Here is a 14,752-nt window from a genome sequence, read left to right on the forward strand (position 1 = left end):
CGCCTGGGGCCACAATTCCCGCCAGGCGCACACAGAGTCTCTGGTAACCAAAACTGCAACCCGGATAAGCTACCACAGCTTCCCCCGTCATGGTCAAGCTTGGGCGGAATCTTCGGGCAACTGGGCGATCAAGGCTGTGAGGCCAGTCACATCGAGCAGGTCGGCGGGCCGGACGGTCACCCCGTGCCGGACGTAGTGGAACGCCGCGCCCACCCGGTCGACCGGCACGCCGGCCAGCTCCGCCCAGGCCAGCCGGTACACGGCCAGCTGCACGGCGGCCACCTCGGCGGCCGGCCCGGTGGGCTGCGCCCCGGTCTTCCAGTCGACCACGTCGAACCGGCCACCCGGCCGGGCGAAGACCGCGTCCATCCGGCCCCGCACCACCACTCCGGCGATCACCGTGGCGAACGGCACCTCCACCTCCACCGGCGACCGGTCGGCCCACTCGCTGGCCAGGAAGCGCTCCTGAAGCTCGACCAGAGCCTCGTCGGGTGCGGCGTCGGCGTCAGCCGCGCCCGGCAGCTCGTCCAGGTCCAGCAGGCGGTCGGCGCCGAAGCGCTGCTCCAACCAGGCGTGGAAGGCGGTACCCCGGCGGGCGTACGGGTTGGGCTCAGTCGGCACCGGGCGACGCAGCGTACGGGCCAGCGCCGCCGGATCGCGCCGCAGCGCGACCAGCTGGGTGACGCTCAGCGCCCCGGGCAGAGCCACCTCGACCGCACCGGAGAGCCGGGTCAGCTCGGCGCGCTCCGCCAACAACAGGTCCGCCTCGCGCTGCCAGCGCGCCACCTCCGGATCCACCTCGGGCTCGACCGGCTCGACCGGCTCGGCTTCGGACCCGATCGGCGTTCCCGACCCGGCGAGCACCGGCCCGGGGAGCACCGGCCCGGGGAGCACCGGCCCGGGGAGCACCGGCCCGGGGAGCACCGGCCCGGGGAGCACCGGCCCGGGGAGCACCGGCCCGGGGAGCGCCGACGCCGGGCCGTCGGTCATCAGGCGGCGCACCAGCCCGGCCGCCTCGGCCAGCGCGGGTCGGCGGCCACCCAGCGGGTCGGCCGGCCACTCCGCGCGCAGCACCACCTCGGCCGTCGGGTTCGTGGCGTCCGGAGTGGGCTCCGGCGCCCACGCGTCGACCAGGTGCCCCGGGCCGCCGTCCAGGCAGGCGTCGTACACCTCGCGCAGGAAGACCGACGGACCCCGCGGCCGCTTCGTGCCCTCCCCCCACCAGTACCCGGAGCACAGCAGCAGCCGGCGCGGGCGAGTGACCGCCACGTACGTCAGGCGGCGCTCCTCCCGCTCGTCGTGGGCCCGCCAGGCGTCGGTGAAGTCGGCCACCGCCCGGGCCACGGCCCGCTGGTCGGCCGCCTCGTCGAGCGCCAGCTCGGGCAACCCGTCGGCGTCGCCGCGCAGCGGGAACGGCAGCACACCGAGCCCGCCCAGCCAGTGGTCGGAGTTGCGCACCGGCCCGGGCCACGACCCACGGCACAGCCCGGCCACCGCCACCACGTCCCACTCCAGACCCTTCGCGGCGTGCGCGGTCACCACCTGCACCGCGCCCTCCACGACCTCGACCTCGCCCGGGGCGAGACCGCGCTCCTCGTCCTCGGCGGCGGCCAGGTAGGACAGGAAGCCGGACAGCGTCGCGCCGGGCGTCTCTCCGCTGAAACGGGCCGCCACGTCACCCAGGGCGTCCAGGTGTCCCCGGGCCAGGCCGGCGTCGCCGGCGCCGTCGCGGCCGGCGCGCACCGCGACCTCCACGTCCAGGCCGATGGTCCGCTCGATGTCCGCGATCAGATCCGGCAGGGCCTGGTCCAGGCGGTAGCGCAACAGCGCCAACTCCATGCCGTACGCCCGCAGCCGCGCGAACCCCTCCGCCGAGTACGCCTGCGCCGGGCCGAGGTCGGCCAGCGCCTCCACCAGGGTCGCCTCGTCCAGCAGGTCGGGGGTGATGTCCGAGGTGTCGTCGGCGGCCACCTGGCGTCGGGCGTTGGCGATGGCCCGGGCCCGCCGGTGCAGCGCCACCAGGTCACGCGGCCCGATCCGCCAGCGGGCGCCGGTGAGCAGCCGCAGCAGCGCGGCCCCGTCGGTCGGGTCGGCCAGCACGCGCAGGGTGCACACCACGTCGCGGACCTCGGGAGTGTCCAGCAGACCGCCGAGGCCCACCACCTCCACCGGCAGGCCGCGCTCGCGCAACGCCGACTCGATCGCCGGGATCTGGCTGCGGACCCGGACCAGCACCGCGGTCGTCGGCCGCTGCGCCACCGGGATGTGCTCCGGTGCCGCGCCGGGCATCCGGGCCGCGCCGCGCCAGGCGGCGAGCACACTGTCGGCGATCCACGCCGCCTCGTCGGCGTACGTGGGCAGCAGCGCGCAGTGCACCGTGCCACCGGCCGCCCCGCCGGGGCTGCGGTGCGGAATCGGGTCGCGGACGGTCAGCGCGGAACGCAGCTCCGGCACCCGGGCGCCGGCCGCGCGCAACGGCGTGGACAGGGCGTTCGCCACCCGGAGGATCTCCGGACGGTTACGCCAGCTGGTGGTGAGCCCGAGCGCCGGGGCCGGCTGACCGTCGGCGCGGGCGAACTCAGTGGGGAACCGGTCGAGGGTGCCCGCGCTGGCGCCCCGCCAGCCGTAGATGGACTGGCACGGGTCACCCACCGCCGTCACCGGGTGCCCGCCACCGAACAGCGCGTTGAGCAGCACCACCTGCGCGTGGCTCGTGTCCTGGTACTCGTCGAGCAGCACCACCCGGAAACGGTCCCGCTCGATCTCGCCAACCCCGGGGTGATCCCGGGCCACCCGCGCCGCCCGGGCGAGCTGGTCGGCGAAGTCCATCGCCTCGAAGTCCAGCTTGCGCCGGGCGTACGCCCGCACCAGCGGCAGCAGGCGCAGCCGGGTCTGTTGCAGGGCGAGCGCCTTGCGCACGTCGGCGTACACCCGGCCCGGCCGCGACTGCACCTCGGCGAAGAACCGGCCGGTCCAGGCGGCCAGTTGGTCCGGTGCGACCAGGTGCTCGTCCAGCTCACCGGCGAGGGCCAGCACCGCGTCGGTGATGGTGCTCGGCATCCGGTCCACCTCGGACATGTCACCGTCGTAGTTGCGCACCAGCAGGTCGACCAACTGCCAGCGGGACGCCTCGGTGAGCAGTCGGGTGGACGGCTCGTAGCCGGCCCGCAGACCGTGCTCGGTGACGATCCGCCCGGCGTACGAGTGGTAGGTGGAGACGGTGGGCTCACCGGCGAGCGGGTCGTCCAGCGGGTCGCGACCCTGCCGGCCGAGGCGGCGGATCAGCTGGTCGAGCCGGGTGCGGACCCGGTGGGCCAGTTCGCCGGCGGCCTTACGGGTGAAGGTCAGCCCGAGGATCTGCTCCGGGCGCACGTACGAGTTGGCCACCAGCCAGACCACCCGCGCGGCCATCGTCTCGGTCTTGCCGGACCCGGCCCCCGCCACCACCAGCAGCGGCTCCACCGGAGCGGCGATGATCGCGGCCTGCTCCCGGGTGGGCGCCGGGAGCCGCAGCAGTTTGGCCAGCTCCACCGGGGTGTACCGGGGCCCGGAGTCCGCCAGCCGGGGCGTCGGCGCGGGGCCCGCGCCGAACAGGGTGGGCTGGGTCATGGGTTCTCCGGACGTCGGACGGTCGGCGGCTCGACCACCTGGCGCCCCTGCCCGGAGACCGGGCAGCTGGTGCGCACCGGGCAGACCCGGCACTTCGAGTTGGCCACCGCGGCGAACGTGGCGGCTGCCATCGTATCGGCGGTCCGCCGGACCAGCGCCGTCGCCCAGCCGGCCGCCGGGCCCTCGCCCGCCGCCGGCTGATTCTGCTCCCGGGCATCCTTCGCGGACGTGCCGAGCTGCACCAGCGCCGCGCCGCCGGACTCGTCGCCGAACTCGGTGAACGCGCCCGCCTCCACCGCCGCCTGGTACGCGCCGAGCTGCGGGTGCTCGGCCAGTTCGGAGCCGGTCACCGCGGTCGACTTGCCGGTCTTGAGGTCGATCACCACCAGCCGGCCGGCCTCGTCGACCTCCAGCCGGTCGACCCGCCCGGTCAGGTCGACCGGTCGCTGCGGATCGTCCAGGCGGACCGCGAACTCGTGTTCGATGGCGAGCAGCCGGCGCGGGTTGGTGGCGAGCCAGCGCAGCAGCTTGTCGATCATCGCCTCGGCGCGCTCCCGCTCGGGGCCGGCCATCCATCGGGCGGCCAACTCGATCGCGTCGAACCGGGCGGCCACGTAGTCGAGCAGGGCGCCCCGGTCGGCGCTGGCGTCCTCGGCGAGCATCGCGGCGGCGTGCACCAGATTGCCCACCCCCTGCGCGGTGCTGGTCGGACCGCTGCCGCCGTGCCGTTCCAGGAGCCAGCGCAGGCTGCACCGCAGCGCGCTCTCCATCGCCGACGGGGTGACCCGCACCGGCGCCCCCTCGTCGACCAGCGGCCGGTCGTCGGAGAGCGCCCGCAGCCCCCACCAGTCGTCCGGGTGCGCGCCGGGCACACCCGCGGCGGCGAGCCGCGCCAGCTCGGCCGCCGCGGCGCGCCGCCGGGCCGCCGGTGCGGCCGGGTCGGTGATGGCGGTACGCAGTTCGGCGACCAGCGCCGGCAGGGTGAGCGCCCGGGGCGGCCGGGTGACCGGCAGCGCGCCGGGCTGGTCCGGCTCGTCGTCGTCCGCGCCCTCAGCGCCGTCGTTCCCGGCCGCCGGGGCTGCCACCCGAGCCGGTCCGCCGTTGCCGACCACGCCGCCACCGGTCCCGCCACCGGTCCCGCCGTCACCAGTCACGCCGCCGGTCGCGCCGCCACCTGTCACGGCCTCGGCGGAGGGGGTGTCGTCCGGTGAACCGGCGGCGGGGCCGCCGCTCGGGGGGCCGGTGCGCGGGCCGGGCGTGCTCGGCGGCGCGGGCGGCGGGCCGGGCGTGCTCGGCGGCGTGCTCGGGCCCAGTTCGTGCAGGAAGCGGCTGGGCTGCTCCTCGTGGTCGTCGCCGCCGACCGCCGCCGACGCCACGGCGCTGACCAGCAGACGGTGGCGGGCACGGCTGATGGCGACGTGGAAGAGCCGGCGCTCCTCGTCCAGCAGCGCCGAGGTCTGGCCCACCACGGTCGCCGCCCGGGCGCCGCCAACAGACCGGCCGGCCAGCACGTCGACCAGCCGTTCGGAGCCGAGCAGGCTGCCGCGCAGGCGCAGGTCCGGCCAGATGCCCTCCTGCACGCCGGCGATAGCGACCAGGTCCCACTCCAGGCCCTTTGCGGCGTGCGCGGTGAGCAGTCGTACCGCCGCGCCCCGGTCGGCGGTCGGCGCGATGGTGTCCGCCGGCAGGTCCTGGGCGAGCACGTGGTCGAGGAAGACCTCGGTGCGGGCGCCGGGCAGCCGGTCGGTGAAGCGGGCCGCCGCGTCGAAGAGCACCAGCACGGCGTCGAGGTCCCGGTCGGCAGCTTCGGCTCGCCGGCGTCGGGCCAGGTCGCCCTCGCCGGCCGCCGGCCGCCCCTGGGCGATCGCGCCGGCCCAGCGCTCGGCCAGCCCGCTGGCGTCCCAGACCTCCCAGAGCACGGTCTCGGCGGTCGCGCCGGGTTGGGCCGCGGCGTCCCGGGCGGTGGCGAGCAGCCCGGCCACCGCCTGCGCCGGCTCCGCCCACCGCCGGTCGATGCCGGCCAGGTCCGTCGGATCGCGCAGCGCCTCGACGATCAGCTCCCCGGACGGACGGCGGTCGCCCCCGGCCAGCGCCAGGGCGCGCAGGCCCTGACGCAGCCGTCGTTCGGCCAGCGGGTCCGCCCCGCCCAGCGGCGAGTGCAGCAGCGCGACGGCCGCCTCCTCGTCCAGCCGGTCCGGTTCCAGTGCGCAACGCAGCAGGAGCAGCAGCGGCGCCACCGCGGGTTGCAGGTGCAGGGGCAGGTCCTCGCCGTGCACCACGGTCGGGACGCCGGCGGCGTGCAGAGCGCGTTGCAGGGTGGGCAACTGCAACGCGGTGGATCGCACCAGCACCGCCATCCGCGACCACGGGACGCCGTCGAGCAGGTGCGCGGCGCGCAGCGCGTGGGCCAGCCAGGCGGCCTCGCTGGTCGCCGACCGGAACGTGTGCACCTCGACCACACCGGCCGGGGCGTCCGGCAGTGGGCGCAGCCGGCGGTGCGCCATCGGACCGCGCAGCCGGCGGCCCAGCCGGGCCATCGTGGCGAGCAGGACCGGGCCGGCCCGGTACGACGTGCTCAGCAGCACCTGCGCGGCCGGTGCGCCGGAGGCCGTCCGGAAACGGTGCCCGAACGTGGTCACGCCGGCCGGGTCCGCGCCACGGAAGGCGTACGTGGAGGAGTCGGGGTCGGCGAACGCGACGAGCGACTTGCCCCCTCCGGCGATGACCGAGAGCAGTTCGTGCTGGGCGGGGTCGGTGTCGGCCAGTTCGTCGACGTACACGTGGGCGAGGCGGCGGCGCTCGGCGGCCAGCAGCTCCTCGTCGTCGCGCAGCAGACCGGTGGCGGCCCGGACCAGCTCGGCCGGGTCGTACGCGATCGAGCCCCGGTTGCTGACGTCGCGCAGCGCGAGCACCGCGACGTACTCCCGCAGGAAGCGGGCGGCGGCCGGCCAGTCGGCGCGGCCGAGCTTCTCGCCCAACCGGGCCAGGTCGACCGGACCCACCCCGCGCTCGGCGGCGCGCATGAGCAGGTCGCGCAACTGACCGGCGAAGGCCCGGGTCCGCAGTGCCGGGCGCAGGTCGGTGGGCCAGCCGACCGGGTCGTCCTCGGGCTCCTCGCCCACCACGTCCAGCAGCTCGCGGATGATCAGATCCTGCTCGGGGCCGGTGAGCAGCCGGGGCGACGGCTCGCCACGTTCGGCGGCGGCCCGGCGCAGCAGCCCGAAGGCGTACGCCGGGAAAGTGCGCACCAGCGGCTCGCGCAGCACGCGGTAGCCGTCCTGTGCGACCCGGGCCTCGATGCGCTGGCGCAGCGTGGTGGCGCCGCGGCGACCGAAGGTCAGCACCAGGATCCGCTCGGGATCGACCCCCTCGGCGACCCGGGCGGCGACCGCCTCGACGAGGGTGCTGGTCTTGCCGGTGCCGGGACCGCCGAGCACCAGCATCGGCCCGTCGGTGTGCGCGACGACCTCCTGCTGGACGGGATCGACACGCCAGCGGAGGCTCGCCGGCCCGGGTGTGCCGGCGGCCTCGACCTCACCGGCGACCGCACCGTCGCCACTCGGCACGGCGACGCCGCCGTCCGACGCGTCCCCGTCCCCCCGCGCCGGCCCCCCGGGCCGCCGCACCAACCGGTACGCCTGCATCCCCAAATCCCATCACCCCCCTACGACACCAACCCCACCCCACCCGCGCCGGTCATGGAGGTGGCGGCACGACACGCCGACGGCCCTGCCGCCACCCTCATGACCGACCGGGTGGGACCCGGAGTCAGGGTAGGTGGGACTCCAGTGCTTTCAGGGCTTCGGGGACCGTGGCGACCACGGTCAGCAGGTTGCGCCCGGCGGGTTTGAGGAAGTGTTGGTCGGTGAGGGTGGTGAGCCAGTCGAGCAGGGGCCGGTAGAAGCCGTCGGTGTCGATCAGCACCATCGGCTTGGTGTGCAGGGCGAGGGTGGCGGTGGTCCAGACCTCGAACAGCTCATCCAGTGTGCCCAGGCCGCCCGGCAGGGCGAGGAACGCGTCCGACCTGTCGATCATCAGGGTCTTGCGGTCGGCCATCGAGTCGGTCACCAGCAGTTCGTCCGAGGCCAGGTCGGCGACCTCCAGATCGACGAGCGCCTGCGGGATGACGCCCACGGTGTACCCGCCGGCGGCCCGCGCGCCGTCGGCCACCGCGCCCATCATGCCGACGCAACCACCGCCGCTGACCAGCGTGTGCCCGCGCCGGGCCAGCTCCGCGCCGGTCTCCGTGGCGAGGTCGAGCCAGCGTTGGTCCAGGGTGCGGGACGAGGCGCAGAAGACGCAGACCGCCGCCATCAGCCCTCCCGAGGCCGGTCGGGGGCCTGCTCGGCGGCGGCCTGCTGGTCGGCGCCGGTACGCGCCACCGCCTCGTCGCGGACCGCCTCCTGCTCGACCGAGAGCGCCGCCTCGGCCTCGACGATGTGGCGGACGGCCGCGTTGACGTCGTCGGTGAGGCAGATCAGATCCAGGTCGACCGGGCCGATCTTGCCGCTGGCGGCCATCGTGTCGCGCAGCCAGTCGAGCAGCCCCTGCCAGTAGGCGACCCCCATCAGCACGACCGGGAACCGGGTGACCTTGCCGGTCTGCACCAGGGTGAGCGCCTCGAACAGCTCGTCCATGGTGCCGAACCCGCCGGGGAGCACCACGAACGCCTGCGCGTACTTGACGAACATGGTCTTGCGGGCGAAGAAGTAGCGGAAGTCGATGGCCAGGTCGACCCAGTCGTTGATGCCCTGCTCGAACGGCAGCTCGATGCCGAGCCCGACGGAGAGCCCGCCGGCCTCGGTGGCGCCCCGGTTGGCGGCCTCCATCACTCCCGGGCCACCCCCGGTGATCACCGCGTAACCGGCCCGCGCGAGCGCGCCGCCCATCTCCTCGGCCAGCCGGCACTCGGCCGTGTCCGGGCCGCTGCGGGCCGAACCGAAGACGCTGACCGCCGGCGGCAGGTCGGCGAGGGTGTCGAAGCCCTCGACGAACTCGGAGAGGATGCGCAGTGCCCGCCAGGCGTCCCTGGTCTTCCAGTCTTCGCGCCCGCGCGAGTCCAGCAGCCGCTGGTCGGCGGTGCTGCTCGGGATCGCCCCCCGGCGCAGCGTGACGGCGCCCCGGTGCCGCTCCTGCCCCGGGCCGCGGCCGGCCTCCCGCCCGTTGTTCTGGCTCATGAAGCAACCGTAGTGGAGCCGCACACGCCGGGTGTGCGGGGCGCGGACGCCGAGAAATAGTTCGCGATCATGGGCAACTATTTGGCTTCCCCGTACGTCTTACTATTCACATACCGGGTATGCCCGGGCGCGCGCCTTCGGGGGAGGAGACAGCGTGATCAGCAACAGCGAGATGATCCGGATCCGTCGACTGATGCAGCGACGGATCCACGACGTGGTGGCCGAGCGCCGCCGCGCCCGTGACCTCGACCCCGCCCTGTCGCCCGCCGCCACCGGATCCGGAGCCGATCAAGAGGTTCGCGCCGCCGACAACGGGCCAGGCTGACGCGAACCTCTTGATCGCCGGAAACAGGGCCGACCGGCCAGCCCGGAACGGGCCCGACCAGGTCAGGCCGGGGCGAGCCAGCGGTGCAGCGTCGCCGCGCCGTCACGGATCTTGCTGATCTCGACGTGCTCGTCGGGGTGGTGGGCGAGGTTCGGGTCGCCCGGGCCGAAGTTCAGCGCGGGGATCCCCATGGCCGCGAACCGGGCCACGTCCGTCCAGCCCAGCTTGCCGATCGGCGCGGCGCCGACCGCGGCCAGGAACTCCTTCGCCGGGGCCGCCTCCAGCCCCGGGGCGGCACCCGCAGCGGTGTCGGTCACCCGCACCTCGAAGCCGGCGAACACCTCACGCAGGTGCGCCTCCGCCTCGGCGGGGGTGCGGTCCGGGGCGAACCGGTAGTTGACCTCGATCTCGCAGTGGTCCGGGACCACGTTGCCGGCCACGCCACCGTTGATCCGTACCGCGTTCATGCCCTCGCGGTAGTCGCAGCCGTCGATGGTGACCCGGCGTGCCTCGTACGTCTGGAGACGGCGCAGCACCTCACCGGCAGCGTGGATCGCGTTCACGCCGTGCCAGGAGCGCGCCGAGTGGGCGCGGACGCCGGTCGTGGTGACCACCGACCGCATGGTGCCCTGGCAGCCCGCCTCGACGATGCCGTACGTCGGCTCCAGCAGCACCGCGAAGTCCGCCTCCAGCCACTCCGGGAACGCCTGGGCGACGAGGTTGAGCCCGTTGTAGCGCGACTCGATCTCCTCGGCCTCGTAGAAGAGGTACGTCACGTCGTAGCGCGGGTCGGGCAGCGTCACGGCCAGGTGCAGGGCGTACGCGACGCCGGACTTCATGTCGGAGGTTCCGCAGCCGTACATCAGGTCGCCGCGCATGGTCGACGGGAAGTTGTTGTTCAGCGGCACGGTGTCCAGGTGACCGGCGAGCACGACGCGCTGCGACCGGCCGAGGTCGGTGCGGGCCATCACGGTGTTGCCGTGTCGGTGCGTGGACAGGTGCGGTACGCCCCGCAGCACCTCCTCGACGAAGTCGGCGATCGCCTTCTCGTTGAGGGACACGGACTCTATGTCGACCAGTACGCGGGTCAGCTGCACCGGATCGGCGAGGACCTCGGGGGTCAGCGGGTTCTGCATGGATCGCACGGTACCTTCAGGTCTGTCAGCGCGAGGAGCGAGCCGAGGCCGGCCTGGCCGCGACCGAGAGGTGCAACAGTGACGTCCGCAGATTCCGCCTGGGGCATCGGCCTGGCCACCGTCACCGCCGACGGGCAGGTGCTCGACACCTGGTATCCGACCGGCAAGCTGGGCCTGGGTGAGCTGCCGCTGGTCGCCGGCGAGGGCGAGTCGGACGTGCTGGACCTGCCGCCGGGCACGCTGGGCGACCGGTCGCTGCCCGGTCTGCGTACCGTCCAGGTGGTCACCGTGATCGGCTCGCTGGACGACCCGATCAAGGACGCCTCCGACGCGTACCTCCGGTTGCACCTGCTCTCCCACCGCCTGGTGCGGCCCAACCAGATCAACCTCGACGGCATCTTCGGCAAGCTCGCCAACGTGGCCTGGACGTCCGCCGGACCGTGCCCGCCGGAGCGGGTGGACGAGCTGCGGGTGATCGAGCGGGCGGCGGGTCGCCACCTGTCGGTGTACGGGGTGGACAAGTTCCCCCGGATGACCGACTACGTGGTGCCCTCCGGTGTGCGGATCGCCGACGCGGACCGGGTCCGGCTCGGCGCCCACCTGGCCGCCGGCACCACAGTGATGCACGAGGGCTTCGTCAACTTCAACGCCGGCACCGCGGGCACCTCGATGGTCGAGGGGCGGATCGTGCAGGGCGTGCTGGTCGGCGACGGCTCCGACATCGGCGGTGGCGCCTCGATCATGGGCACCCTCTCCGGTGGCGGCACCGAGAAGGTCAGCATCGGCGAGCGCAGCCTGGTCGGCGCGAACGCCGGCGTCGGGATCTCGCTCGGCGACGACTGCGTGGTCGAGGCCGGCTGCTACATCACCGCCGCGTCGAAGATCACCCTCCCGGACGGCCGCGTGGTCAAGGCCCGGGAGCTGTCCGGCGTCGACGGCCTGCTGTTCTGGCGCAACTCGGTGACGGGCGCGCTGGAGGCCCGCCCGCGCACCGGCCGGGGCATCGAACTGAACGCCGCCCTGCACGCCAACGACTGACGGCCCCGCCGGGTCCGCGGCGCTCGACCGCGGACCCGACGGGGTACGCCTCAGCGCAACCGGTACGCCTGGATGATCCGTTCGGTCACCGTGTTGCCGGCGGCGTCCCGAGCGGTGGCCCGCAGGGACACGTGGCCGGGTGCCGCCGGATGCCGGACGGTGGCCGTCCAGCCGTGGCCGCCGTGCCGGACCCGGGCGGGTCGCCAGGTCCGACCGCCGTCGTAGGAGACGTCCACCCGCAGCCCGGTCACGCGCGATCCGGGGGCACCGGGCTGTGGCTGTGGCTGCACCGGGATGACCAGGCTCCGGCCGGCCGCGGCTGCGTTGTTCCGGTCCAGCGGAGGCGTGAACCGGATCGCCGACACCGGCAGTGGCCGGTAGTCGTCGCCGGGCACGTGCCCGGACCGGAACGTCCACGCCGCCCCGACCTCGGTGCTCAGGTCGGTGAAGCTGCGCTTCGTCGACACCTCCAGCTGGTAGTCCGCGACGCCGGGCGGCACCGTGAACTGGCCGTACCCCGGCTCGGTCAGCTCGTCGACCAGGACGCCGTTGCGGTACAGGGCGGTTCGGCCGGCGTCCGTGATCGACCGGCCGGCGTGGCCGTCGGCGTCGCCGTGCAGCGGGAGGTTCACCAGGATCTCGTCACCGAGGCGGGTGACGCCCTGGCCCGGCCAGCGCGGCGCGGGGAAGGACGGCCCGTACGGCGCGCTGTTCCAGGTCTCCCTGACGTGCCGGCCCGCCCGGTACGCCTTCGGTTCGGCCTCCAGCACCGCCTTGGTGTCGAGCCACCCCTCCTCCGTGGGCACGCCGAACGTCAGCTCGGAGGACCAGCGCAGCCCGTTGGTGTTGTAGTGCTCGACGCGGTGCCCGGGCACCGCAGTGGGCAGGACCGTCGCCCAGCCGCCCAGGTCCGGTTCGAGGTGCGGGAAGACCACCCGCTCGGAGACCATGCCGGGATAGCCGCCCCGGAACTCGTGGGTGACCGTGGCCAGGTCCCGAGCGCGGTAGGTCTTGTCGAAGCCGGTCGGCATGCGGCCGGGGAACTTCTCGCTGAGCGCGTACAGGTAGGGGCTGCTGGCCACCTCCGGCTTCCGCCACTGGCTGCTCACCGTGCCGAAGAACCGTGCGCCGGAGACCACCCGACCGAGGTGCCCGGTGGCCAGCCCGGTGAAGTCCAACCCGAGCAGACCGAAGCCGTACGAGCCGCCGTCCTCGGTGAGGAAGTTCGCGCCGATGTCCACCAGATCCGGGACGGCGGTCCGCTCCGGAATGGTCGTCCGCACCGGCCGTGCCCTGCGGGCGTCGACGGTGACTGTGGTGTCACCGTCGAACACCAGCTCCGGCTGGACCAGTTGGGCCGTGCCGACGTCCCCGCTGAAGACGATGCTGGCCACCGCGTAGCGACCCTTGGGTACGCGGACCTCGACGCTGCCGTCCGGGTCGTACAGGTCGCGGCTGTCGAGGGTGTCCAGCCGGATCAGCGTGGTGATGAACCCCTCGGCGGGCGCGCCGCTGTCGTCGAGGTGCCGGACGGTGAGCTGATAGCTCTCCACCTCCCGGTTCACCGCGACCGGGGTGACCGCCACCGCGGTGCCGGAGCGGGCCACGATGCGGCCGGTCCAGTAGCCGTCCGTGCCGATCCGGGTGTCCACGGTGACCGTGGTGCCCGCGGTGCCGCCGGCGGGCACGGTGACCTGACCCGCCCCGAGGGAGAACATGCCGGCCGGAGCCGGTTGGCCGTCCGGGCCGGTCACCTCCAGGGTCAGGTCAAGGGTGAGTGGGGCCGGGCCGTCGTTGTGCCAGTCGACCTGCCGGGCGATCGGGGTGTCGTCGTCGTGCGGCCAGGCCGGCTGACCGAAGGAGACGCTGACCGGGGTGCTGGTCACCCGCTGGGTGATCGCGCGGGCCACGTCGACCCGGCCGGCTCCCTGCTGAAAGGCGGTCTGCTCCGGGTGCGGCTTCGCCGAGGCCATCAGGGTCGCCTTGAGCTGGGCCGCCGCCCAACCCGTGTGCTGCTGGGCGAGCAGCGCCACCGCGCCGGTGACGTGCGGCGCGGCCATCGAGGTGCCGGAGAGCGCGAGGTATCCCTCCCCCACCGGCTCGCCGATCTGCGCGCCCTTGGCACGGGCGGCGACGATGTCGACCCCCGGGGCGGTCAGGTCCGGCTTCAGTCCGCCGTCGCCCACCCGGGGGCCACGGCTGGAGAAGTCGGCCAGCGCGTCGTCGCGGTCCACCGCGCCGACGGTGAGCGCCGCTTCGGCGCTGCCCGGCGAGCCGACCGAGCCGTCCGTGCCGTCGTTGCCGGCGGAGAGGACGAAGAGCGCGCCGGTCTGCGCGGTCAGTGACTCGACCGCCGCCTCCAACGGGTCGACGTCGGGTGTGTCGGTGCCGCCCAGGCTCATGTTGATCACGTCGGCGTGCTGGTCGACGGCCGCCCACTGCATCCCGGCCAGGATCGCCGAGTCCATGCAGCCCTGCTCCTCGCAGACCTTGCCGTTGAGCAGCGTGGCGTCCGGGGCGACACCGTGGTACTTGCCACCGGAGGCGGCGCCACTGCCCGCGATGATCGAGGCGACGTGCGTGCCGTGGCCGACCGTGTCGTCGGTGTCGGCGGCCTCGGTGAAGTTCCGTGCCTCGGCGATCCGACCGCTCAGGTCGGGGTGGCTGGCGTCGATCCCGGTGTCCAGCACCGCCACGCGGACACCCCGGCCGGTGAAGCCGGCCGCGTACGCGGCCGGGGCACCGATCTGCGGCACGCTGTGGTCGAGGGTGACCTGCCGACGACCGTCGAGCCAGATCCGGTCGGCACCCCCCGCCGTGCCGACCCGGGCACCGGCGCCGGTGAGCGCCGCCCAGACCGTGGTGGCCTGCTGCTTGTCGGCGGTCGCGGCGAACCCGCCGATGGCCGGCAACTCCGCCGTGACGGTCAGGCCGACGGGCGCCGCGACGCGTTTCCGGGCGCCCGCGTCGGCGGCGACCAGCACCGGCAGGTCGTTCCGGCGCGCGTCGTCGTAGCCGGCGGCGATCAGCCCGGTCACGTCGAACAACCGCCGGTCGACCCGGCCGGCAAGAACCAGGGGCAGGGCGTCCTGCGGCAGCACCGTGAGGTGGCCACGGTCGCGGGTGGTGACGAACCGCTGGTGCGTACGCCCCGGACCGGGGCGCACGGAGGCGGACCCGGAGTCGGTGACGCTGACCCGGTCTCCGGTGAGCAGGGTGACGGTGGTCGTGGACGCGGCGCGCGGGGCGGCGCCGATGGTGGCGCTGGTGGTGGCGCTGGTGGCCGTGGTGGTGCTGGCGGGTGGTTGGGCCGCGGCGATCACCGGAGTGCCCAGCACGAGGGCTGCGGCGGCGATGGCGGCGATCGTTCTGCTGCGTCGATGCAACGGATCCTCCTTGATGGAGCGTGGTAACCAGAAGAGACGCATTGACCATCGCCAGTATTACATACCGAGTATGCATAAAAG

At 74.3% G+C, this 14,752-nt stretch carries 8 protein-coding genes; 2 read left to right on the plus strand and 6 right to left on the minus strand.

Features of this window, described 5'->3' with window-relative positions; translation table 11 throughout:
- Positions 1-93: 93 nt before the first annotated feature.
- From ABZU53_RS03995 to ABZU53_RS04010, 4 genes are all read right to left on the minus strand, one after another.
- A complete protein-coding gene (locus ABZU53_RS03995) occupies positions 94-3,609 on the minus strand; it encodes a UvrD-helicase domain-containing protein (RefSeq protein WP_355063712.1) in 3,516 nt (1,171 codons plus the stop codon).
- On the minus strand, positions 3,606-7,253 hold the full coding sequence (locus ABZU53_RS04000) for an ATP-dependent DNA helicase (protein ID WP_355063714.1): 3,648 nt from the start codon (positions 7,251-7,253) through the stop codon (positions 3,606-3,608). Before ABZU53_RS04000 ends, ABZU53_RS03995 begins: the two co-directional genes overlap by 4 nt.
- A 124-nt stretch (positions 7,254-7,377) precedes the next feature.
- Entirely contained in the window at positions 7,378-7,923 is a 546-nt protein-coding gene (locus ABZU53_RS04005; RefSeq protein WP_354861502.1) for a TIGR00730 family Rossman fold protein, read from the minus strand.
- Positions 7,923-8,786 carry a TIGR00730 family Rossman fold protein gene (locus tag ABZU53_RS04010; protein ID WP_354861504.1) on the minus strand — a complete coding sequence of 288 codons (864 nt, stop codon included), beginning with the start codon at positions 8,784-8,786 and terminating at the stop codon, positions 7,923-7,925. Before ABZU53_RS04010 ends, ABZU53_RS04005 begins: the two co-directional genes overlap by 1 nt.
- A 154-nt stretch (positions 8,787-8,940) precedes the next feature.
- Between ABZU53_RS04010 and ABZU53_RS04015 the strand changes: the two genes are divergently transcribed.
- The gene (locus tag ABZU53_RS04015) at positions 8,941-9,111 is read left to right on the plus strand and encodes a hypothetical protein (RefSeq protein WP_354861505.1); all 171 of its coding nucleotides are present in this window, start codon (positions 8,941-8,943) and stop codon (positions 9,109-9,111) included.
- Between the two features lie 62 nt (positions 9,112-9,173).
- On the opposite strand, the gene dapE is transcribed toward ABZU53_RS04015, so the two are convergent.
- Positions 9,174-10,247 (minus strand): succinyl-diaminopimelate desuccinylase, encoded by a 1,074-nt coding sequence (gene dapE / locus ABZU53_RS04020; protein WP_354861507.1) that lies wholly within the window; start codon positions 10,245-10,247, stop codon positions 9,174-9,176.
- A gap of 78 nt (positions 10,248-10,325) precedes the next feature.
- Between dapE and dapD the strand changes: the two genes are divergently transcribed.
- Positions 10,326-11,285 carry a 2,3,4,5-tetrahydropyridine-2,6-dicarboxylate N-succinyltransferase gene (gene dapD, locus ABZU53_RS04025; RefSeq protein ID WP_355063716.1) on the plus strand — a complete coding sequence of 320 codons (960 nt, stop codon included), beginning with the start codon at positions 10,326-10,328 and terminating at the stop codon, positions 11,283-11,285.
- 50 nt (positions 11,286-11,335) lie between these two features.
- Here dapD and ABZU53_RS04030 read toward each other — a convergent pair whose 3' ends face one another.
- Positions 11,336-14,671, minus strand: a complete 3,336-nt coding sequence (locus ABZU53_RS04030) for a S8 family serine peptidase (protein WP_355063718.1) — start codon at positions 14,669-14,671, stop codon at positions 11,336-11,338.
- Between the last annotated feature and the right edge of the window lie 81 nt (positions 14,672-14,752).

Origin of the sequence: Micromonospora sp. NPDC005194, assembly GCF_040608335.1 — a bacterium.
Taxonomy (GTDB): Bacteria; Actinomycetota; Actinomycetes; order Mycobacteriales; family Micromonosporaceae; genus Micromonospora.

Excerpts from the sequence above, each read along its gene's own strand:
- ABZU53_RS03995 (WP_355063712.1), bottom strand. The coding sequence starts at position 3,609 with ATGACCCAGCCCACCCTGTTCGGCGCGGGCCCCGCGCCGACGCCCCGG.
- ABZU53_RS04000 (WP_355063714.1), bottom strand. The coding sequence starts at position 7,253 with ATGCAGGCGTACCGGTTGGTGCGGCGGCCCGGGGGGCCGGCGCGGGGG.
- ABZU53_RS04005 (WP_354861502.1), bottom strand. The coding sequence starts at position 7,923 with ATGGCGGCGGTCTGCGTCTTCTGCGCCTCGTCCCGCACCCTGGACCAA.
- ABZU53_RS04010 (WP_354861504.1), bottom strand. The coding sequence starts at position 8,786 with ATGAGCCAGAACAACGGGCGGGAGGCCGGCCGCGGCCCGGGGCAGGAG.
- dapE (WP_354861507.1), bottom strand. The coding sequence starts at position 10,247 with ATGCAGAACCCGCTGACCCCCGAGGTCCTCGCCGATCCGGTGCAGCTG.